A 20,771-nucleotide genomic window follows, 5' to 3' on the forward strand; every position below is an offset into this window, starting at 1 on the left:
ATATGAATATTCTCTTCTGGCTGGGGCTCGTCACCCTGCTCATCATTACCCCGGCGGCGGTAATCGCCTATACCGGCAGCCGCCGGCTGACTTTTCTGCGCGAAGTGGTCCCGGCGCTGTCCGTTAAACCACCCAAGGTCTCGGTGGTCATCGCCGCCCGCAACGAACAGCGCCACATTCGGCAGGCCCTGCAGTCAATCCTGCAGCTTGATTACCCTGACTACGAAGTGATTGTGGTCAACGACCGCTCGGAAGACGCCACCGGCGCCATCCTGCAGGAGATGAGCGCCAGCGAAGAACGCCTGCGCCTGCTCACCATCGACGAACTGCCAGCCGGCTGGCTCGGCAAGAACCACGCCCTCTGGCGCGGCAGTGCGTTGGCCGGCGGCGATCTGCTCCTCTTCACCGACGCCGACGTGGTCATGGAACCGAGCACCCTGGCACGCGCCGTCGCCCTCCTTGAGGGTGAAAACCTCGATCACCAGGCCGCCACCCCGGTGCCTCACATGCCCACCCATTTTCTCAATATTTTCGGGGCCACCTTCGGCCTGATCTTCGGCATGTACGTGCGCCCCTGGAAAGTTCGCGACCCCAAAAGCCGCTGCCACATCGGCATCGGCGCCTTCAATCTGGTGCGCACGACAGCCTACCGGGAGGTTGGCGGCCACCGCACCATCGCCCTGCGCCCGGACGACGACCTCAAGCTGGGCAAGATTATCAAAAAAGGGGGGTTTTCACAGGATATCGCTTATGGCACCGACCTCATCAGCGTCGAGTGGTACGCCAGCGTCGGCGAGGTGATCCGCGGGCTGGAGAAGAACGTCTTTGCCGGCACCGACTACCGCCTGTCTCTGATTATCGCCGGCGCCCTTTTCCATCTGGCCGTCAGCGTCTGGCCCTACGCGGCCCTCCTGCTGACGACAGGGACAACCCGCCTCCTCTATGCGGCCATCGTCGCGGTGCTGACCTTCAGCCTGATCGACGGCGCCCGCTTTCACGGCTATCGGCGCTGGTACGCCGCCGGCTACCCCCTGGCCGCCGCCCTCTTTGCCTACATCCTGCTGCGCTCCGTCACTCTCAATCTTTTGCACGGCGGCATCACCTGGCGCGGCACCTTCTATTCCTTGGCGGAACTGCGCCAGAACAGGGTGTGAGCCTCAGTCCCCCGCTTTTTTCCGTTCGAGCTCTTCCCAGCGCGCCATCAGTTCCTCCAGCCGGCTTTCGGCCAGGGCAAACTGGCGGGCCGTTTCCTGCAGCCGACCGCTGTCGCCGCCCAGACGGGCAGGGTCGGAGAGCATCGCTTCCAGTTCGGCCATTTCCGCTTCCCTTGCGGCGATTTCGGCCTCCACCGCTTCGAGCTCCCGCTGTTCCTTGTAACTGAGCCCGGCCCGCTTGCGCCCCTTCGCTTCCGTCTCTTTGGCCTTGGGAGGCGCCTTCAGCGCTGCCGACTCCTCGGCCTCCAGGGCCTGCAGACGGCAGAAATCGTCGTAGTTACCCTCATAGAATTGCACGTGGCCATCCTTTTCAAAATGGAGGATGCCGGTGGCGATGCGATCGAGAAACCAGCGGTCGTGAGTGACGACGAGCACGCAGCCGGGGAACGCGTTGAAGGCCTCTTCGAGCACCTGCATGGTGGGGATGTCGAGATCGTTGGTCGGCTCGTCGAGGATGATGAGGTTGGCTTCCTCGAGCATGAGTTTGGCCAGCAGCAGGCGGGCACGCTCGCCGCCGGAGAGGGTGGAGATGCGCTTGCGCTGCTCATCGCGGGAGAAGAGAAAGTCCTCCAGATAGCCGATTTTGTGGCGCTTGTGGCCGGCGACCGTGACCCAGTCCCCCTCCCCCACGGCCTCGTGCACGAACTGCTCGGGATCGAGGCCGCTGCGGGCCTGATCGAGGTAGCCGATGCGCGTGTTTTTGCCGAGAACGACGGTGCCGGCGGCAGGCGAGAGCTCGCCGAGAACCGTGCGCAGCAGAGTGGTCTTGCCGCAACCGTTGGGACCGAGGATGCCGATACGCTCCCCCTTGCGCATGATGAGGTCGAGGTCGCGAATGAGGGAACGGTCACCCATCTCGACCGACAGCCCGGCCAGTTCGAGGATGGTGCCGCCAAGACGCTGCCCCATCTCCAGTTCGAGCTTCATCTCCCGGCCGGATCCGGTCTTCTTCTGCCCCTGCAGTTGTTCGACCCGGTCGATGCGTGCCTTCTGCTTGGTGGTGCGGGCCTTGGCCCCGCGCTGCAACCAGGCTTCCTCGCGACGCAGCAGATTGAGCAGGCGGTCCTGGGAGCGTTCCTCGCGCAGCAGCAGCTCCTGCTTCTGCTCCAGGTAGGCGCTGTACCCACCGGCGAAGGACGTCAGTTGCCCCTGGTCGATTTCAAACATGCGGTTGACGACCCGATCGAGAAAGTAGCGGTCATGGGTGACAAGCATGACCGCCCCGGCGAAGCTGCGCAGGGCCGTTTCCAGCCAGGCGACGGTGTCGGCGTCCAGATGGTTGGTGGGCTCGTCGAGCAGCAGCAGTTCGGGCTCGCGCAGCAGCGCCGCCGCCAGGGCGACCCGCTTGACGCCGCCGCCGGAGAGTTCGCCCACCCGCTGCTGTGGATCGGCCAGATCGAGCTGACCGCAGAGGTCGGCTACCTTGTGATCGAGATTCCAGGCCCCGTGCAGGTCGAGCCAGCTCTGGATTTCATGCTGTTCGTGCAGCAGACGCTCGGCGGCATCCCCGTGGGCGGTGTGCAGTTCGTCCGAGATGGCCTGAAAGCGGGAGAGACGCCGGCGCGCTTCGCCGAGGGCGGCATCGAGGGTCTGGCGGATGCTCAGGGCGGGATCGAGTTCAGGCTCCTGCGGCAGATAGACGGCGGTCAGGTCGCGCTTGCGAATAACCCGCCCTTCATCGGCCGTTTCGAGACCGGCGATGATGCGCAGCAGCGTCGACTTGCCGCAGCCGTTACGGCCGATGACCCCGACCTTCTCCTCCTCGCCGAGGGTGAGACCTATGCCGGCCAATACGTTGCGAGCGCCGTAACTTTTGTGCAGATCGGTTATGTCGATGACGTTCATGGGGTATCCTGGTGGCGCCTCAGAGTGCCGTTCATGCCGTGGTGAAGCCGATGCTCAGCATCCCCGCTTTTAGAATGTAGACCCCAAAAGCGATGAGCAGCAGGCCGCTGAGCAGCCGTACGGCTAGAGGATGTCGATTGACGGCGCGTATTTTCTGGCGCACGGACTGGCTGGCGTAGCCGACCAGCAGCATGGGGATGGCGAAGCCGAGGGAGTAGACGGCCAGCAACAGGAGTCCGACGGAAAGACGGCCGTCCGTAGCCACCATGGCCAGCAGCCCCGACAGCACGGGACCGACACAGGGGATCCACACCAGCCCCAGCGTCAGCCCGAGGATCAACCCCGACCAGCGCCCCGACCCCGCCGCCGGCAGGCGCGAAAAAAAGGTGAGCCGCTTGAAGAGGTTGACATCGAAGAGCATGAGGACACCGAAGAAAATGACCACCACCCCCGCCACCTTTTCCAGCGTCGGCATGGCGCCGGCCACGGCGCCGCCGAAGAGGGAACTCACGGCCCCCATGGCGATAAAGCTGATGCTGAGTCCGAGGACGATGAGTACAGGACGCAGCCGGTGATCCTGGGGCGTGCCGGTGACGATGATGGGAACAACGGGGAGCACGCAAGGGGAAGCCAGACTGGCAAAGCCTGCAACCAGGGCCATGAGCAGCGAGGACAGCGACAAATCAAGGGGCATCACGACCTCACTGCTTTGCGGCGCTTTTCAGCAGAGAACGAATTTCATCGGCGCTGCGCACCCCGGGGGGAAGACGCTTGATTTCACGCCCCTCGCCATCGACCAGCACCAGCGCCGGCAAGCCGCGGATACCGTAGGCATAGAAGTAATTGAGGTCCTCGGGGACCGTCGTCTGCACATAACGAAGCTCGGCCTTGCCGTCCAGCTCAGCGGCCATCCGGATGAGAATGTCATGCTGCAGGCGGCAGGGACCACCGTTGGGGTCGAGAAAAAAGACCAGAAAAGGACCAGCGGCCTGCTCGCCAGCCTGTCCGGACACGGTCACCGCCGGCGACGAAGCCTCCGTTTTCTGCTCGCTGTCGGTACAGGCCGGCAACAGGGCGAACAAAATCAGCAATAACACTTTTATCATCTGCATAGAACCTCCCGGGATAGGTGACGAAAGATCGTGAGAAGGTAATATAGTGACCACCGGGCGGCGGCGCAAGGGGAAAGGGAAGAAACCGACTGTATCTGAAGATCAGCTGCGCATGCCCCGCCCGAAGTGGCGCTTGGTGGAATCCTGCAGCTTGGCGGCGGCCCGCAGGGCCTCGCGCAGGATATCCTGCTCGTTTTTGGAGAGGGCGTAGGGATCGATGTAGTGGGAAGGTGTTTTCCCCTGCTCGATGAGAGCTATTTCGTGGCGCAGGCGCAGAAAGGTGAAAGCTTCGAAGGCCGCCTTGAGATGCTCGGCGGTCTCGTGATTGAAGACGCCCAGCCGCACGAGCTCGTCCAGCCGCTCCACCGTGGTGGTGGCATCTACCCCCTTCTCCAGCAGAAACATGCGCACGCAATCGACGATAAAAACGCTGCCGGCCTGTTTCAGAGAAATAAGGCCTTTGTGTTCACCGCTCTTTTCCACCACAAAGCGCCCCAGCATGCCGAGGGGAGATTTAAGGTTGAGATCGTTCTCCAGCAGATAGAAAAAAAAGATCGGGTGGCGGCGCAAGGCCTCATGCAGGATGCTGCGCAAATCCCGGCAGAGAGTGGCGTCACCGGCCAGGGGCATAAAATCGAGAAAGATGGTGGAATACATGACCCTTTTGGGTTCGGGCACGGTGATCCAGCGTGTAATGCGCTCTTTCCAGTCCTTGAGCCGTCCACGCCAGTACGGATTGTTGGCCATGACCTTGCCGTTGCACAGGGGATAGCCGATGCGTTCGAAAGCCTGTACCAGCCGCTCCGAAAAGGGTTTGAAGAAGGCTTCGACCCGCTCCAGTTCCGAATCGGGGAAATCCTCGTAGAGCAGGCCGTTGTCCTGGTCGGGATTGAGAAGCATCTCCTTGCGGCCGCCGCTTCCCATGATGATGAGGCAGAAACGGATGGGGGGCGGCACCTTCCCTTCCTGCTTCATCTCGGCGAGAATGAGATCGAAACAGCGCCTCATGATGCAGTGGTGAATATAGGAGAGAATCTCCATGGTCTCGAAATGGGAGCGCGCCTCGCCCATGAGGGCCTTGGCCACCTTGACAACACTGGCACGAGCCGTCACCAGCTCGTCGATGGAGCGCGCCTCCTTGACGCTGCCCACCAGGATCATCGACTTCTGGCTGCGGTATTTCATGAGATCGCGCAAGGTCACCATGCCCACCACTTCACCGCTATCGATGACCGGCATGTGCTTGATGCGGTGCCCCATGAGAAAGCTGGTGGCCTCGTACATATAGGCGTCCACGGGCATGGTATGGGGATTGGCGGTCATGACGTCGGCGGCGGTCAGCATGTCGCAATCGGCGCCTTCCCGAGCCATGACCTTACGCACCAGATCATGCTCGGTGATGATCCCCGCGGCGGCTTTTTGGTCATCTCGGACAATGAGCGAGCCGATGCCACGCTCAATCATCAGGCGAGCCACCTCGCGCACTGGAGTAGTCGACGTACAGGTCTCCACCGGCGACGACATGATCTCGGACAGGCGCTTTTTGAATGGATAGGCCTCCATCTGCGTCAGCGCCTTCTGGGTATGATCCTCGACCATCTCCGAATAGAGGCTGCGCACGCGAGAAAGGATGGTACGAGTGAAGTGCTCGGTAATCTGGGGGCAATGCTTGGCGGCACGGGTCAGCAGTTCCTGAGGCAGCAGATAACACTCCGTGGCTTTCACCGTGCGGGCTCCGGCCGTGTAGCGTTCGCCGGTAAAGATGGGGGTTGCACCGAAAAACTGTCCCTCCTTGCGGTAGTCGACGACCATTTCCACACCGCCGGGAGTCAGGGCGACGATCTCCACCAGCCCCTTATTGATTAAATAAAGATACCCGGTTGGAGAATCATGCTGGTGAAAAACATGGGTGTGGGGAGGGAACTTCTGGGTGACGGCATGCTGTTCGAAATCGGCCAGAATATCCGCCGGGAGCTGACTGAAGGGTTCCGTAGCTTGTAAGGTCTTTATCAAATCCATGACAACCCCGCTTTTGCCTGCCATAACTCTGCCCTGGTGTGCCGTCATACGAAAAAAGCCTCCTGGAACGGGAAGCTTCTTTCATTGTTCGAACGGGGACAACCCGCCATCAGGAGGCGGAGGAGTCTTTCTTCTTTTTTTTACGGCCCAGGTTCATGGGATGCGCCTGCCGGCTGATGATGAAATCGAGGAAGATCTTGATCCAGATGGTCGAACCGGCCACGGCGATCCAGGATTGCGGATCTTGCAGCGCCCCCAGGCCGAGCAGGATACCCAGCGCGGTTCCCAGCGCCACCAGGCCGGCGGCCAGATTGACCAGCCCCACCAGGGTGGCCCATTTCTCCGGCCGGGGAGGCGACTCTCCCCGCTTGAGGGCGACTTCGGAATAATCGCGCTTGCCGAATATCCGCCAGGTCCGCCGCAGCCAGAAGAAGGCCATGGGGAACAGGGCGAGAAACAAAACCCACTGCAGCACGAAATTGAAATAGTAGTTGAACATAATCAGACTCCCGTCATCCTCTACAGACCCGAAACACCGTTTAAAACGAACCCTTTTTACCTGATGAAGAAGGCTGCAATCAATATAAATCTGAAAAAAAACCCCGCCAGCGCACTGGCGGGGTAAACAAATCAAACTGACATTCTGTAATTAGCGTATGGAAAGCCTAGTGTCCGTGGCTTCCATCCACAGCCTTGGCACCACGAGGTACGCGGACGCTTTCGACCAGGTGCTGGATGTGCTCGGGGGGAGCTGCGGTCATCTTGCTGACCACATAAGCCACGCCGAAGTTGATCAGGGCACCGATGGCACCGAAGGCCTCGGGGGTGATGCCGAAGAAGGCGTTGGCGCCGCCGATCAGACCGAGATAATCGGTTCCCTTGATGAAGAAGATCCCCTTGTGAGCAAAGACGTAGAACAGGGTAACCGTCAGACCGGCGACCATGCCGGCGATGGCACCTTCTTTGTTCATGCGCTTGTTGAAGATACCCATCATCAGACAGGGGAAGAGGGAGCTGGCGGCGATACCAAAGGCCAGGGCCACGGTACCGGCGGCGAAGCCCGGCGGGTTGAGGCCGAGGTAACCAGCAACCACGATGGAGCCGGCCATGGCGATCTTGCCGGCCATCAGTTCAGCCTTTTCACTCATGTTGGGCATCCACATGTCCTTGAGCAGGTCATGGGAGATAGCCGAGGAGATGGCGAGGAGCAGACCGGCCGCGGTGGAGAGAGCGGCGGCCAGACCACCGGCAGCAACCAGGGCGATGACCCAGTTGGGCAGCATGGCGATCTCAGGATTGGCCAGAACCATGATATCGGCGTTGACTGAAAGCTCGTTACCTTGCCAGCCAGCCGCTTGGGCCTTGGCCAGAACCTCGGGGTTCTTCGTCTTGTCGTTGTAGTACTGGATGCGGCCGTCGCCGTTCTTGTCGTCGAACTTGAGCAGGCCGGTCACTTCCCAACGCTGCATCCAGGCCGGACGCTCTTCGTACACGATGCTGTTTTCCGTGGCATACATGTCGCCATCCGACATAACGGCCTTGTTGACGGTAGCGTGCAGGTTCATTTTGGCCATGGCGGCCACGGCAGGCGCGGTGGTGTAAAGGATGGCGATGAAGACCAGGGCCCAGCCGGCAGAGTAACGGGCGTCCTTAACCTTGGGCACCGTGAAGAAGCGCACGATGACGTGGGGCAGACCGGCGGTGCCGATCATCAGGGAGACCGTGTAGACGAACATGTTCAGCTTGCTGCCCGGCACCGACGTCGTATATTCGGCGAAACCGAGGTCGGTCACGATGAGGTTGAGCTTCTCCAGCAGGCTGACGCTGCTGCCAACCATGTCGGAGCCAAGGCCCAGCTGGGGGATGGGGTTGCCGGTCAGCTGCAGCGAGATGAAGATGGCCGGAACGGTATAGGCCAGAATCAGGACGCAGTACTGGGCGACCTGGGTGTAGGTGATGCCCTTCATGCCGCCGAAAACGGCATACATGAAAACGATGGCCATTCCGATGTAGATACCGGTTGCGTTGGAGACGCCGAGGAAGCGGGAGAAGGCGACACCGACGCCGGTCATCTGACCGATGATGTAGGTCAGAGATGCCGTCAGCAGACAGATGACCGCCACCGAGCTCGCGCCCTTGGAATAGAATCGGTCCCCGACGAACTGCGGCACGGTAAATTTACCGAACTTGCGCAGGTAGGGAGCCAGGAGCATGGCCAGCAGAACGTAGCCGCCGGTCCAGCCCATAAGAAAGAGAGAGCCGCCGTAGCCCATATTAGCGATAAGGCCGGCCATGGAGATGAACGATGCGGCCGACATCCAGTCAGCGCCGGTAGCCATACCGTTCAGGACAGGGTGAACGCCGCCGCCGGCGACATAGAATTCACTGGTGCTCCCGGCTCTGGCCCAGATGGCGATGCCGATATAGAGAGCAAAAGTGAGACCAACGACAAGATAGGTGATTGCTGCGAGACTCATGTAGGCTCCTCCCTTATTGCTCGTGAACGTCAAATTTTTCGTCGATCTTATTCATCAGAAACGCATAGATGAAGATAAGAGCCACGAAGATGTACATCGATCCCTGCTGAGCGAACCAGAATCCCAGCGGGTAGCCTCCCAGACTGATGTTGTTGAGAGCATCGGCAAACATAATGCCCGCCCCGTAGGACACCACAAACCAGACCACCAGGATCTGGCCTACCAGTGTTAGTACTGACTTCCAATACGCTTGTGCACTTCTGTCCATAAAATCCTCCTCCTGGTTGGGGAAAATGGCGAATCGCCATTTCACCATGCGAAACCTTCCCTTTCGTTTGCAAACCTAGTGTTCATTCTAGCGGCAAAAATCATTTCGTCTATTTTGCCTGAGCACCTCCTAGCTAAAAAAGTAGTTTAATTGACCCTGAACCCTCACATCAGAAACCGCTTTTCACACCGCGAGTAAATCAAAAACATGCATATCCAGTGAACGTTGTTATTTTCAGCAAAACCTTATTTCACTGACTTTGGTTTCAATTATCGCCAAAGAGATCCACATGTCAACAAAAAATTAAAACTCTGTTTGAATTTTTCACACCTAGCGAGATCACGATGGGATAAAAAAAACAGAAAACCATTTCAGCACAAGTAGTTAACCCCATAAAACAGTTCACCCCAAAGACTCACACCCTAACTGGAAATGAAGCCCATCCGAGAACTAATCACATCCCCTGCCCCACAGAGGGAAGCCAGCAGCCCCATCGACAACCCGTCCACATCGAGGCGAAAATCAGGTCCAACTACCGTCAAGGCCCCGACCACTCGACCGCCGGAAGCCAACAGGGGCACTGCCAGAGCGGCACTACCCTGCCCAACACCATGCAGATCAGCACAGGCTCCACATTCAAGGATCGCCGCATCCTCAGCCGGCAACAAAACGGCCTCCAGACATGAACCCGCGGCACCGGCCACGCCATGCTCAAAAGCCTGCAAGACCCGCCCTGCCGCGCAGCCCCCCAGGGGAAACCTCTTGCCCACCAGAGAAACCACCTTCACCTGCTGAGAACAATCCACGCCATCGAGAAACAGCGCCTCATCTCCCCGACGCACCACCAGGTAGACCGCCTCACGATATTCACGGGCCAATGCCTCCATGACGGGTTTCGATTTGCGCAACAGATCCATCCGAGACAGGAGCTTCTGACCAACCTCATAGGCCAGCGGCCCCAAGCCATAACCTCCCGCCCCCTTGCGACGCTCCACATAGCCTCGACTCTCAAAGGTCGCCAGCAGGCGAAAAACACTCGCCTTGTTCATCCCCAACCGCTCACTCAGCTGCGAAAGGGTGATTTCCTCATCCTGATCCCCCAGCGCCTCAAGCAGCATCAAGGCATTCTCCACAGACTGCACGCTGTAATCGCCACGCTCCCTGACACGCATAGTCAGCCCCCACCCCCACATCAAATCTGGGATAATTTATTACAACGTTCTATGTTTTATCGACGTTTACTCTATAGTTTTTGGACGGTTGCGAAATAATAGGAAAACAAATCGATCAATGCAATCATTTTTTATAATACTGTTTTATTTTTTTATGCCTCCAAGGTCGTTCTTGTCCCAACGATACAAGAAGCAGGGTTGCAGATTGGGCAGGACTGGGCTATATTGCCGGGCAATTTCACGCCAAAGGAGACAGCCATGATTACGGCCATCAGCCCCCTCGACGGGCGTTATGCATCCAAGGTTACCGAGCTGACCGAGTGTTTTTCCGAATATGCCCTGTTGCGCAACAGGGTGAAGGTCGAAGTCCTCTGGCTTCTGGCCCTGGCCGCCGAAGCCGGCATTCCCGAATGCCGAGCCGTCAACGCCAGCGAGGAGGCTTTTCTGCGCGGCATCGTCACCGACTTCACCCCGGCGGAAGCCGAGAAGGTCAAGGCCATCGAGGCCGTCACCAACCATGACGTCAAGGCGGTGGAGTACTACCTTAAAGAGAAGATCGCCGGCACCTCCCTCGAAGACCTGTCTGAGTTTCTCCACTTCGCTTGCACTTCGGAGGACATCAACAACCTCTCCCACGCCCTTATGCTCAAGGACGGGCTGGCAGCGGTGATCCCCCAGCAGCAGGCGATCATCGATCATCTACGGCAGCTGGCCGCCCAGTTTCGCGAAGTACCAATGCTGGCCCGCACCCACGGACAGACGGCCTCACCCACCACCATCGGCAAGGAGCTGGCCGTCTTCGTCGCCCGCCTGCAGAAGCAGAGTGAGCACATTGCCGCGGTCGAAATTCTCGGCAAGCTCAATGGCGCCGTCGGCAACTTCAACGCCCATCTCAGCGCCTATCCGCAGGTCGACTGGATCGTTCTGGCCCAAGGGGTTATCGAAGGGGAGCTAGGACTGAAGCAGAATCTTTTCACCACCCAGATCGAGCCCCACGACTACATGGCCGAGCTCTTCGATGCATTCACGCGCTGGAACACCATTCTCACCGATCTCAACCGCGACATCTGGACCTACATCTCCATGGCCTATTTCGGCCAGAAGACCGTGAAGGGGGAAATCGGCTCCTCGACCATGCCCCACAAGGTCAACCCCATCGATTTCGAGAATTCCGAGGGGAACTGCGGCCTGGCCAACGCCATCTTTTCCCACCTGTCGCAGAAGCTGCCCATATCCCGCCTGCAGCGCGACCTGACGGACTCCACCGTGCTGCGCAACATGGGAGTCGGTTTTGGTTACAGCCTCATCGCCTACCGCTCGACCCTCAAGGGCCTGGGCAAGCTCAAGCTCAACGAACAGAAGCTGGCCGACGACCTTGACCACGCCTGGGAGGTGCTGGCGGAACCCATCCAGACAGTCATGCGCAAGGCAGGAATCGAAAAGCCCTACGAAAAACTCAAGGAACTGACCCGCGGCCAGCAGATCGACCGCGACACCATCCGTGTCTTCGTGGAAGGCCTTGATCTGGCCCCGGCGGACAAGCAGCGCCTGCTCGACATGACGCCGGCCAGCTACACCGGCATGGCGGCGGCGCTCGTCGAAAAGCTTGACTGATTCGCAGCCCTTTTGTGAAAAAGCCGGCCCCACAGGGTCGGCTTTTTTTATGGTGGCCTCGTGAAGGCGTTGTCAGACCGCCAAATACCGGAACCCGGCTAAGAGCGAAACAGCCAAGGACGGGCTAACCCCCTGTTTTTGAACGACATAGAAAGAGGGGTCCAGCTTGGTGACAATTTTGCAGTGCTCGTGGCGAACCGGGCCTCGCCTCGGACATTTCCTTCATCTGCGGAGACACCATGAAGATCGTTGTTACCCTGGTCGGCGTGCTCGCAGGCGCCTTTCTCTACAGCTCCCACAATCGTTTATTGCTGAGTGCCGCCATCTGCGGCCTCCTGGCCTGGCTGTGGGTGCGCCTCCAGCACCTGCAGGCCCGCCTGGGCAACCTGGAGTACCGCCTGAACGAGGCCCTTCATTCACTGGAAGCGGCCAAGCAGTCCTCGGCGCAGCACAGCGAATCTCCACGGGACAAGGCCCCCGCCTCCAGCGAGGAGTTCCTGTTCGAAATCGAGGCACAGGAGCCCCTGCCCCCCCGGGAAGTGCCGGTACGCGCCGCCACAGCTGTGCGGCCGACGCCACCCCCGACGAGACCGGCGGTGTCACGGCCTATGCCAAAGAAAGCTCCTCAGAAACCGGCGCAACAGATCGAGCTATGGAACATCCTGGTCTCCTACTTCACCGGCGGCAACGTGGTGGTACGGGCCGGGGTGGTGGTGCTGTTTTTCGGCGTCGCTTTCCTGCTGAAATACTCGGCCGAGCGTAACTTTATCCCCATCGAACTGCGCCTGCTGGGAGTCGGCCTGGGCGCCATCGCCCTGCTCCTGTTCGGCTGGCGCCTGCGGGTCAAGAAACCGGCCTACGCCCTGATCGTCCAGGGAGCCGCTGTCGGCATCCTCTACCTGACCATCTTCGCAGCGATGCGCCTCTACCACCTGCTGCCGGCAGGGCTGGTGCTCCCCCTGCTCGTCGCTTTGTCGATCCTCTCGGCTACCCTCGCCATTGCACAGGACGCCCGCAGCCTCGCCGTCATTGGCATCCTCGGCGGCTTTCTGGCGCCGATTCTGACCTCGACGGGCGAGGGGAGCCACGTCATGCTCTTCAGCTATTACGCCCTGCTCAATGCCGGCATCTTCTATACGGCCTGGCACCGCTCCTGGCGGGAGCTCAACCTGCTCGGCTTCGTCTTCACCTTCGCCATCGGCGCCCTGTGGGGACACGGCAATTACCGCCCCGAACTGTTCGCCACCACCGAACCCTTCCTCATCCTCTTCTTCCTTTTCTATTTCATGCTGGGGATTCTTTTCGCCCGCAACCAACCCTTCGACTTCAAAGGGTACGTCGACGGCACCCTGGTGTTCGGCACCCCCATCGTCTGCTTCGGCCTGCAGGCCGTACTGGTGAGGCCCTATGAATATGGCCTGGCCTGGACGGCCCTGGCGGCAGGACTGCTCTATACCGGTACCGCCTGGCTGCTGTTCCGCCGCGGCGGCCCCGCCATGCGCACCCTGGTGGAGGCCTTTATGGCGACGGGCGTGGTGCTCGGCACCATCGCCATCCCTCTGGCCCTCGATGGCCGCTGGACCTCCGCCGCCTGGGCCCTTGAAGGGGCGGCCATCGTCTGGCTCGCCCTCCGCAAGGGGCGCTGGATGCCCCGCGCCTTCGGTCTCGCCCTTCAGCCTCTGGCCGGCTTTGCCTTCCTGACGGCGGCCGCAGTACCGCCACCGAACCTCCCCCTGGTCAACAGCGCCTTTCTTGGCTGCCTGGCCGTGGCCTTCGCCGGCTTCTTCAGCGCCGGGGTTCTCTACCGTTACCGCGACAGCGTCCCCACCGCCCGCATGGAAAGCGCCCTCCCCCTGGTCTGGGCGCTGCTGTGGTGGTTCGGCGGCGGGCTGCAGGAGATCAACACCTTTGTCTACTCCCCGTACCGGCCGGCAACCAGCCTGGCCTTCTTCGCTCTCTCGGCCGCCCTCGCCTTTTTCATCGGCGAAAAACAGCGCTGGGAGGATATGAAGCACGTCTACAAGGCGTTGCTGCCGGCCATGATTTTCTCCTTCGCCCAGACGTTCTGGACCGTGAACCGCCATCCCTTCACCCACGGTGGCGTGATCGCCTGGCCACTGGCCTTCGCGGTTCTCTATACCCTGCTCCATCGTGATCGGCAAAGCAGCCTGGCCCGGCACCTCGCCACCCTGCACCTGGGGGCGCTGCTGCTGCTCATCGCCCTGGTGACCTGGGAGGCGGCCTGGTGGACCGACCACCTGGTCCGCGGCGCCGATATCTGGCCGCTGGTCACCTGCGCCCTGGTGCCGGCACTGTTCGTCCTGGCCCTGAGCCGCCGCTGGAATGCCGCTGTGTGGCCTCTCACGGACTACCGGCGAACCTACCTGGTCTACGGTCTGACCCCGGTGATCTTCGCTCTGTGGGGGGGCTCGATCCAGATTAACCTGATCAATGCGGGCGGGGCGCGGCCGCTCCCTTACCTTCCCCTGCTCAACCCCCTCGACCTGACCCAGGCTTTTGTCTTTTTGGCGATGGGATTCTGGAGCACCACGCTCACCCGCCATCTGGGGGAGCAGCCCTTCGGTCTCGAGCGCGTCCCCCGGCTGGCCCTATTTGGCGGCACGATTTTCTTCTGGCTCAACGCCGTGCTCATTCGCACCCTGCACCATTGGGGCGGGGTGCGCTTTTCCTCCCAGGCCATGGCTGCCTCCGACCTGGTGCAGACCTCCCTCTCCATCTTCTGGACCCTGTCGGCCCTGATGATCATGCTGTGGGCCTCGCGCCGGCAGGTGCGGGTGTTGTGGCTGGTGGGGGCCGGCCTGGTCGCCGTCGTCATCCTCAAACTCTTTGCCGTCGACCTCGCCAACACCAGTACGATTGAACGCATCGTCTCCTTCATCGGCGTCGGGGTGATCTGCCTGATCATCGGCTATCTGGCACCTCTGCCCCTGCGTGCCCGGGAAGGCTCGGAGACTTCATGAAAATCCTGTTTGCCACATTGATTCTTCCCCTGGTGCTGGCCGGCGCTTCCGGCCCAGCCGCAGCGGCTCCGACACCGGACGCATTCGCCTACGGCCTGCCCCTGGAGACGACGGAAGACAACGCTCTGATCGAGGTGATTCTTCCCCTCGCGGTCTACCAGGGAGTCACCCGCGACGACCTGGGCGACCTGCGGGTCTTCAACGCCGACGACCAGGTGGTGCCCCACACCCTGCGCCAGCCGATCCGCACCCGGCAAAGCGAAGAGACGCTCACCACCGAGCTCCCCTTCTTTCCCCTTCGGGGGGAGGCGGCGCCCATCGGCAGCGATCTCTCCCTGCGGGTCGAACGCTCGGCCGAAGGCACCATCGTCGATGTGCGCGCGAACGAATCGGCCTCTGCCTCCAACGACCCCCCGGTCGCTGCCTACCTGATCGACGCGAGCGCCCTGGAAGACGGTATCGACGGACTGAAGCTGAGCTGGCAGCAGACCGAAGCGAATTTTCTGGGCCAGGCGATTCTCGAGGCGAGCGACGACCTCAAAGTCTGGCGCCCCCTGGCCACCGCCGCGGTCGCCAACCTGACCTGGCAGGGGCATCATCTCGAACAGCAGAAGATCTCCCTGCCGCGCACCCGGGCGACCTACCTGCGCCTGCGCTGGCCGGCCGGCCAGGAGCCCCTCGCTCTGGCGTCCGTCGCCGTAGTCACCCGTACCGACATCCCGGTGGCGCAGCCCCCACGTCAGAGCTTCGAGCAAGAGGCCATGGCCATCGCCGGCGAGCCGGGAAGCTACCGGGTGGATCTTGACGGCGCTGTCCCCATCGACTCGGTGCGCATCCGTCTGCCCGGCAACAACACCCTGGCGCAGGTGCGGCTCTTTTCGGGCGCAACCCGCGAGCAACCCGGGCACGAACGCTGGCGAGGAATGGTCTACACCCTGAATATTCGTGGCCAGGAGCTGCGCAACGATGCCATCATGCTCCCGCCGACGCGGCACCGCCACTGGCTCCTGACCTTCGAGCAGAACGGCGAGACCACTCACCCCACCCCGGTGCTGGAGTTCGGCTGGCAGCCCGACACCCTGGTCTTTCTCGCCCAGGGCGCAGGCCCCTTCCGCCTCGCCTACGGCAGCGGCCAGGTGTCTGCACCAAACACGCCGGTCGAAGCGTTCCTGCGTGCCAACGGCAACGGCAAGACGCCGGGGATGACCCCTGCGGCGGCAATCGCCGGTGAGCCGTACGTGCTGGGGGGCGAAGAGAGGTTGCAGCCGGCCCCCCTGCCCATCCCCTGGAAAAAATATCTTCTTTGGGGGATTCTCGTCGGGGGTGTGCTGCTGATCGGCGTGCTGGCAGCCTCGCTGCATCGTCAAATGCACGCCAATCAGGGGAAGCCGTAAGAGGAAAATCCGTCTCGACAACCTGCCGAAATAACAAGACAAAATTTTCAGCAACGCCCTCGCGAAAATATCTCTTTGTTCCTGGCGAAAAATCATTTATATTCCGCGCCTCTTTCACCCCCTTCACCACTTTCGAAGGGGGTGCTTTTCGTGACGCGGAGGCCGCATGATCACAGAGATATCGTCCGCAGGCAAAGCCCGGCTCGTTGAAGGCAACCGCAGCGAATACGGCGAGCACTACGACCGCCTCACCTTTCTCGGGCCGGCGCAGACCGAACTGGCCTCGGCCCGGCGCCGTGAACTCCTGGACGCCCTGGCGGGCAAGGCCCTGGTCGGCTGCGGCGGCACCAAGCTTGACTGCACCGACCTTTCGCCGGGATGCCGGCTCTGCGCAGAGGGGAGCTGGTCCTGTCTGTTCGTCAACGGCCGCTGCAACTGCGACTGCTTCTACTGCCCCGCTTCGCAGGACGACATCGGCCTGCCGACCACCAACACCGTCGACTTCCGCACCCCGGCCGACTACGTCACCTATCTGGAGCGTTTCGGCTTCCGCGGCGCCAGCATGAGCGGAGGCGAACCGCTACTGACTCCCAACCGAACCCTGGCCTTCATAGAGGCCATCAAAAAGCGCTTCGGCGCCGACATGCACGTCTGGCTCTACACCAACGGCACCCTGGCGACCCCCGACCTGATGAAGAGGCTGCGCGACGCCGGCCTCGACGAGATCCGCTTCGATATCGGCGCCACCGGCTACCGGCTCGACAAGCTGCGCCTTGCCGTCGGCCATATCCCCACCGTGACCGTCGAGATCCCCGCCATCGCCGAAGAGAAAATACTGATGCAAGCCAAAATGGTCGAGATGGCCGAGGCCGGCGTGAATTACCTCAACCTGCACCAGCTGCGCCTGACCCCCTACAACTTCGAGCGCCTCGCCCCCCGCGGCTACACCTACCTGCATGGCGACAAGGTCACCGTGCTCGACTCGGAGCTGACGGCGCTAGAGCTGATCCACTACGGCCGCGAGCAGCGCATCCCCCTGCCGGTCAACTATTGCTCCTTCGTCTACAAAAATCGCTATCAGAACCGCGCCTCCCGGCGGCGCAACGCCCCCTTTCTGACCAAAGGCTACGAGCAGCTTACCGAAAGCGGCTACATCCGCACTCTGACTCTGACCGGACCGAGCGAGGCCATCGCCCGCCAACGTGCCCAACTCGAGGCCGTGTCTGCGCCCTGCGAGCAATGGTCCCTGAGCCACAACGGCGAGCGCCTGAGCATCCACCCGGCCCTCTGGCCCTTGATCGATTTTTCCGGCTTGCGCCTGCTGATCGCCTACGCAACGGCCCGGCAGCTGCCCGCTGTCAGCTATCGCAATCCTTTTGTCGCCGTCAAACTTGGCGACAGAAAACAAGTCATTGTCGAACGAGCCAAAGTTGCGGCCGACTTCGAACTTCAGGACGAAAAGATCGGCCGTTTTTCCCAGACCTTTTTGTCCTCAGCTCCCCCTTTCTCGCCGTGCTTCGAGGATGACCTCTTTGAAAGTCTGGCCCGTTTTGAATGGATTCCAAAGGGTTTGCAGGCTTATTTTTGACCGGCAGGCCTGGGTCATTATTTCTTTTTTCGGCCCTGAACGGCAGATGGCCAGCAGTGTGAAACCGCTGGCCATCTGTTGAGTTGTATCAATATTTACCGAAACGTTTCTTTTATTTAAGAAGATAACGTCCCACGTAGTTCTTGGAGAACTGAAAGGCCGTGCGGCCGCAGCGCTTGCTTTTGTCATGGGACCACTGGATGGCCTCCTGCTGCACTTCGCGGGTCCAGGGGATCTCCACCTGCCGCTTGCGCGCCTCGCGCTCGATGCACAGGCGCACCGCGTCGAGATAGCGGTCCTGCGAGAAGACATGAAAGGCCACCCAGAGGCCGAAGCGGTCGGAAAGAGAGACTTTTTCCTCCATGGCCTCGCTCTGCTGCAGCTCGCCTTTGACATATTTGCCGCCCAGGTGATCCCCCTCATATTCGGGCAGCAGGTGGCGCCGATTGGAGGTGACGTAGATCAGCACGTTTTCCGGGGCCGAGTAGACCGAGCCGTCGAGAGCACTTTTAAGCATTTTGTAGCTGAGTTCTCCCACTTCGAAAGTCAGATCGTCGCATAGCAGGATAAAGCGGTAGGGCTCGTTCTCAACGGCAGAAAATATTTCTGACAAATAGATAAGGTCCTCTTTTTCCACCTGGATAACCCGCAGTCCCTTAGGCGCGTACTCATTAAGCAGAGCCTTGACGAGGGATGATTTTCCCGTGCCGCGCGAACCCCACAAAAGAGCGTTGTTGGCGGGAAGGCCGGCAAGAAACTGGCGGGTATTGTTGATCATGATCTGTTTCTGCTCCTCAACGCCAAGCAACTCACCAAGGGTCGTATTGTCCGTCACCTTGACCCGCTCCAGATAGCCAGAAAAGGAGTGGCGACGCCAGTTGGCGGCATAACAGCTTGACCAGTCGACAGGTTTGACCGCCTTGGGCAGAAGCATTTCCACAGAGCCGAGCACGCGCTCGAGTTGAGCCACAACCTCAGGCTTCAGATTCATCATGACAAATTCCTCTCTTAAATAGATGGTCGATGGTTTCGCCCTGAAGAAAGCAACCCATCGAGGGACATCAGCACAGGCACAAAAGCAGACTGTATACGCCAACCTCCCTGACCCTGTCAAACCGAAAATCATGGCAGAACCCGCAGGAATTCTCCCGCCATGAAAAAAACAAAAAAACGCTTGCATTTTAAATTTCACTCATGCTAGGGTTTCCACAATCAAGCAAGCTTTGTTTATTTTCTGTTGCCCGATAGATTGACATGGCGTCGATCAGGTAGAAAAGACACAGACCTTCTTGGGTTCTGTGTTTTTTTATTTTCAGCAGATACCGGAGCTTGCACAACACAAAGCCCCTATAAAGGGGAACACGGAGTAGAAAAAATGGCACAAGGCACTGTAAAATGGTTCAATGACGCAAAGGGTTTTGGTTTTATCGAGCAGGACAACGGACCCGATGTATTCGTTCACTTCTCAGCAATTCAGGGCGATGGCTTCAAGTCTCTCGCCGAAGGTGACCGCGTTACGTTTGACGTCACCCAAGGTCAGAAAGGCCCCCAGTCGGCCAACGTGCGGAAGATCTAAGCCGGATCCTTCAGCATCAATATGTGAAAAAAGCCTGTGGTTAGCCACAGGCTTTTTTCTTTTTCAGAAGGTCAAACCCTCCCCCCCCCCCCCCCCCTCACTTGTCGTGTATACACGGTTGCACTCTCACCCGCCACAAGTTATCCTCTAGCATCTCATCACGGAGGATTGACTGCCATGCCCCCCGCTTCCCTGCCCTTCTCTACCCACCCGCAAAGAGACGATCTCTATAACGAACTTCACGCCCGCCCTTTCCAGGTCATCACTGCACCACAACTGATCAGCCATCTGGCCTTCAAAGCGCAGCCGCAGGAAATGGACAACGCCTTTATTCACCTTTGCGAACTCTGCCGTCGCTACAGCGTCAACCCTCCCCCTCCCGACATGGGTTCTTACCAGCAGGACTTCGGTGGTTTCACGCTTCGCTGGGAACGGCACATGGAATTTTACGCCCTGACCTTTCTTCGCAGCGAACAGGCTGGGCCTGAACCCTTTCGACAGCCTGCCATCGGCCTGATCCCTCCCGACTGGCTCTCCATGCTGCCGGGCGAGGCAATTGCCGCTTTTCATGTTGTGGTCGATGGAGGCCTTCTCGCCATCGACCCCGAAGACCTGACACGCTACTTTGAAGGCCATAAACTCATCATCAGCGCTCCGCGCGAAGGCAAAGCCTTTTTCTGCACAGCCTTCAGGCTACACAGTGACGGATTCGGCCGTTTCCTTGTTCAGAACCGCGGCAGCTCAGACCAGCAGACAGGCCGCCTCATTCAGCGGATTATCGAACTGGAGACCTATCGCCTGCTGGCCCAACTCTCCATCCCCCTGGCCAAGCACCTTTCGACTCAGCTTCATGACATGGACAGGGAGCTGGCGGATTTATTGGCCCGGGTCCAGTCCAGCGGCAGCGCCGTCGACGAACGCTCTCTCCTTCAGAATCTGTCACTGCTGTCGACGCGTCTCGAGACTTTTCGCACGGAAACCAATTATCGTTTCTCTGCTACACGTGCCTATCACGAGCTTGTTCATTCGCGATTGAGGAATATAAGAGAAAGCAAAATAGAAGGACACATGACCGCCACCGAATTCATGACCCGGCGTTTGAACCCCGGCATGCGCACCTGTGAATCGGTCAGCAACTGGATGGAGGATCTCTCTCGCCGCATCGAGAGAGCCGGCGACATGCTGCGCACCCGGGTCAATCTCACCCTGCAGGAACAGAATAAAGGACTGCTCGGCGCTATGAATCGCCGTAGTCGCCTCCAGTTTCGACTGCAGGAAACCGTTGAAGGCCTTTCGGTCGTGGCCATCACCTATTACATGGTGGGGCTGCTCAGCTACATCTTTAACGGCCTGCCCCTTGACACCTGGAGACTTGAAAAACCCATCCTTCTGGCAGCCTTGGTCCCTGTTGTCCTTGCCGCCGCCTGGGGGCTGACCCATCGCATCAAACATCGACTGATCAAAGAGCCGACCCAGCCGGAAGAATGACGGCATTCCTGACAAGAAGGGAC

General features: G+C 60.0%; 16 protein-coding genes. 7 read left to right on the forward strand and 9 right to left on the reverse strand.

Translation table 11 applies throughout. The features are described from left to right. Positions 1-2 precede the first annotated feature (2 nt). Positions 3-1,154, forward strand: coding sequence for a glycosyltransferase family 2 protein (locus AOP6_RS12100; RefSeq protein WP_155877015.1), 1,152 nt, complete (start codon positions 3-5; stop codon positions 1,152-1,154). A 3-nt stretch (positions 1,155-1,157) separates the two neighbouring features. On the opposite strand, the gene AOP6_RS12105 is transcribed toward AOP6_RS12100, so the two are convergent. From AOP6_RS12105 to AOP6_RS12140, 8 genes are all read right to left on the reverse strand, one after another. Then, positions 1,158-3,059: an ABC-F family ATP-binding cassette domain-containing protein gene (locus tag AOP6_RS12105; RefSeq protein WP_155877016.1), complete on the reverse strand. Its 1,902-nt coding sequence runs from the start codon at positions 3,057-3,059 to the stop codon at positions 1,158-1,160. Positions 3,060-3,090: 31 nt separating this feature from the next. Then, positions 3,091-3,753: a cytochrome c biogenesis protein CcdA gene (locus AOP6_RS12110; RefSeq protein ID WP_155877017.1), complete on the reverse strand. Its 663-nt coding sequence runs from the start codon at positions 3,751-3,753 to the stop codon at positions 3,091-3,093. Between the two features lie 7 nt (positions 3,754-3,760). Next, positions 3,761-4,171, reverse strand: a complete 411-nt coding sequence (locus tag AOP6_RS12115) for a thioredoxin family protein (protein WP_155877018.1) — start codon at positions 4,169-4,171, stop codon at positions 3,761-3,763. Between the two features lie 102 nt (positions 4,172-4,273). After that, positions 4,274-6,238: a putative nucleotidyltransferase substrate binding domain-containing protein gene (locus AOP6_RS12120; protein WP_225897284.1), complete on the reverse strand. Its 1,965-nt coding sequence runs from the start codon at positions 6,236-6,238 to the stop codon at positions 4,274-4,276. Between the two features lie 61 nt (positions 6,239-6,299). Further along, complete coding sequence (locus tag AOP6_RS12125) at positions 6,300-6,689, reverse strand: hypothetical protein (RefSeq protein ID WP_155877019.1); 390 nt, start codon at positions 6,687-6,689, stop codon at positions 6,300-6,302. 166 nt (positions 6,690-6,855) lie between these two features. Continuing rightward, positions 6,856-8,667, reverse strand: coding sequence for a sodium:solute symporter family protein (locus AOP6_RS12130; protein WP_155877020.1), 1,812 nt, complete (start codon positions 8,665-8,667; stop codon positions 6,856-6,858). 13 nt (positions 8,668-8,680) lie between these two features. Then, on the reverse strand, positions 8,681-8,935 hold the full coding sequence (locus AOP6_RS12135; protein WP_155877725.1) for a DUF4212 domain-containing protein: 255 nt from the start codon (positions 8,933-8,935) through the stop codon (positions 8,681-8,683). 422 nt (positions 8,936-9,357) lie between these two features. Beyond that, positions 9,358-10,107: an IclR family transcriptional regulator gene (locus AOP6_RS12140; protein WP_213194582.1), complete on the reverse strand. Its 750-nt coding sequence runs from the start codon at positions 10,105-10,107 to the stop codon at positions 9,358-9,360. Between the two features lie 258 nt (positions 10,108-10,365). Between AOP6_RS12140 and purB the strand changes: the two genes are divergently transcribed. The 4 genes from purB (at position 10,366) to AOP6_RS12160 (ending at position 17,684) form a co-directional block, all read left to right on the forward strand. Continuing rightward, positions 10,366-11,721, forward strand: coding sequence for an adenylosuccinate lyase (gene purB, locus AOP6_RS12145; protein ID WP_155877022.1), 1,356 nt, complete (start codon positions 10,366-10,368; stop codon positions 11,719-11,721). A gap of 239 nt (positions 11,722-11,960) precedes the next feature. Continuing rightward, positions 11,961-14,702: a DUF2339 domain-containing protein gene (locus AOP6_RS12150; RefSeq protein ID WP_155877023.1), complete on the forward strand. Its 2,742-nt coding sequence runs from the start codon at positions 11,961-11,963 to the stop codon at positions 14,700-14,702. Next, entirely contained in the window at positions 14,699-16,096 is a 1,398-nt protein-coding gene (locus tag AOP6_RS12155; RefSeq protein WP_155877024.1) for a DUF3999 domain-containing protein, read from the forward strand. The genes AOP6_RS12150 and AOP6_RS12155 overlap by 4 nt, the downstream gene beginning before the upstream one ends. A 166-nt stretch (positions 16,097-16,262) precedes the next feature. Continuing rightward, a complete protein-coding gene (locus tag AOP6_RS12160) occupies positions 16,263-17,684 on the forward strand; it encodes a radical SAM protein (RefSeq protein ID WP_155877025.1) in 1,422 nt (473 codons plus the stop codon). Positions 17,685-17,796: 112 nt separating this feature from the next. On the opposite strand, the gene AOP6_RS12165 is transcribed toward AOP6_RS12160, so the two are convergent. After that, positions 17,797-18,678: an ATP-binding protein gene (locus AOP6_RS12165; RefSeq protein ID WP_155877026.1), complete on the reverse strand. Its 882-nt coding sequence runs from the start codon at positions 18,676-18,678 to the stop codon at positions 17,797-17,799. Positions 18,679-19,059: 381 nt separating this feature from the next. On the opposite strand from AOP6_RS12165, the gene AOP6_RS12170 reads away from it, so the two are divergent. Together AOP6_RS12170 and AOP6_RS12175 are read left to right on the forward strand one after the other, a co-directional pair. Beyond that, positions 19,060-19,260, forward strand: coding sequence for a cold-shock protein (locus AOP6_RS12170; protein ID WP_155877027.1), 201 nt, complete (start codon positions 19,060-19,062; stop codon positions 19,258-19,260). Between the two features lie 177 nt (positions 19,261-19,437). After that, positions 19,438-20,748: a DUF3422 domain-containing protein gene (locus tag AOP6_RS12175; RefSeq protein WP_155877028.1), complete on the forward strand. Its 1,311-nt coding sequence runs from the start codon at positions 19,438-19,440 to the stop codon at positions 20,746-20,748. The last annotated feature ends 23 nt before the right edge of the window (positions 20,749-20,771 follow it).

Origin of the sequence: Desulfuromonas sp. AOP6 (assembly GCF_009731355.2) — a bacterium.
In the GTDB taxonomy this organism is placed as follows: domain Bacteria; phylum Desulfobacterota; class Desulfuromonadia; order Desulfuromonadales; family SZUA-540; genus SZUA-540.

Coding starts and splice junctions, on each gene's coding strand:
- AOP6_RS12100 (WP_155877015.1), top strand. CDS start 3: ATGAATATTCTCTTCTGGCTGGGGCTCGTCACCCTGCTCATCATTACC.
- AOP6_RS12105 (WP_155877016.1), bottom strand. CDS start 3,059: ATGAACGTCATCGACATAACCGATCTGCACAAAAGTTACGGCGCTCGC.
- AOP6_RS12110 (WP_155877017.1), bottom strand. CDS start 3,753: ATGCCCCTTGATTTGTCGCTGTCCTCGCTGCTCATGGCCCTGGTTGCA.
- AOP6_RS12115 (WP_155877018.1), bottom strand. CDS start 4,171: ATGCAGATGATAAAAGTGTTATTGCTGATTTTGTTCGCCCTGTTGCCG.
- AOP6_RS12120 (WP_225897284.1), bottom strand. CDS start 6,238: ATGACGGCACACCAGGGCAGAGTTATGGCAGGCAAAAGCGGGGTTGTC.
- AOP6_RS12125 (WP_155877019.1), bottom strand. CDS start 6,689: ATGTTCAACTACTATTTCAATTTCGTGCTGCAGTGGGTTTTGTTTCTC.
- AOP6_RS12130 (WP_155877020.1), bottom strand. CDS start 8,667: ATGAGTCTCGCAGCAATCACCTATCTTGTCGTTGGTCTCACTTTTGCT.
- AOP6_RS12135 (WP_155877725.1), bottom strand. CDS start 8,935: ATGGACAGAAGTGCACAAGCGTATTGGAAGTCAGTACTAACACTGGTA.
- AOP6_RS12140 (WP_213194582.1), bottom strand. CDS start 10,107: ATGCGTGTCAGGGAGCGTGGCGATTACAGCGTGCAGTCTGTGGAGAAT.
- purB (WP_155877022.1), top strand. CDS start 10,366: ATGATTACGGCCATCAGCCCCCTCGACGGGCGTTATGCATCCAAGGTT.
- AOP6_RS12150 (WP_155877023.1), top strand. CDS start 11,961: ATGAAGATCGTTGTTACCCTGGTCGGCGTGCTCGCAGGCGCCTTTCTC.
- AOP6_RS12155 (WP_155877024.1), top strand. CDS start 14,699: ATGAAAATCCTGTTTGCCACATTGATTCTTCCCCTGGTGCTGGCCGGC.
- AOP6_RS12160 (WP_155877025.1), top strand. CDS start 16,263: ATGATCACAGAGATATCGTCCGCAGGCAAAGCCCGGCTCGTTGAAGGC.
- AOP6_RS12165 (WP_155877026.1), bottom strand. CDS start 18,678: ATGATGAATCTGAAGCCTGAGGTTGTGGCTCAACTCGAGCGCGTGCTC.
- AOP6_RS12170 (WP_155877027.1), top strand. CDS start 19,060: ATGGCACAAGGCACTGTAAAATGGTTCAATGACGCAAAGGGTTTTGGT.
- AOP6_RS12175 (WP_155877028.1), top strand. CDS start 19,438: ATGCCCCCCGCTTCCCTGCCCTTCTCTACCCACCCGCAAAGAGACGAT.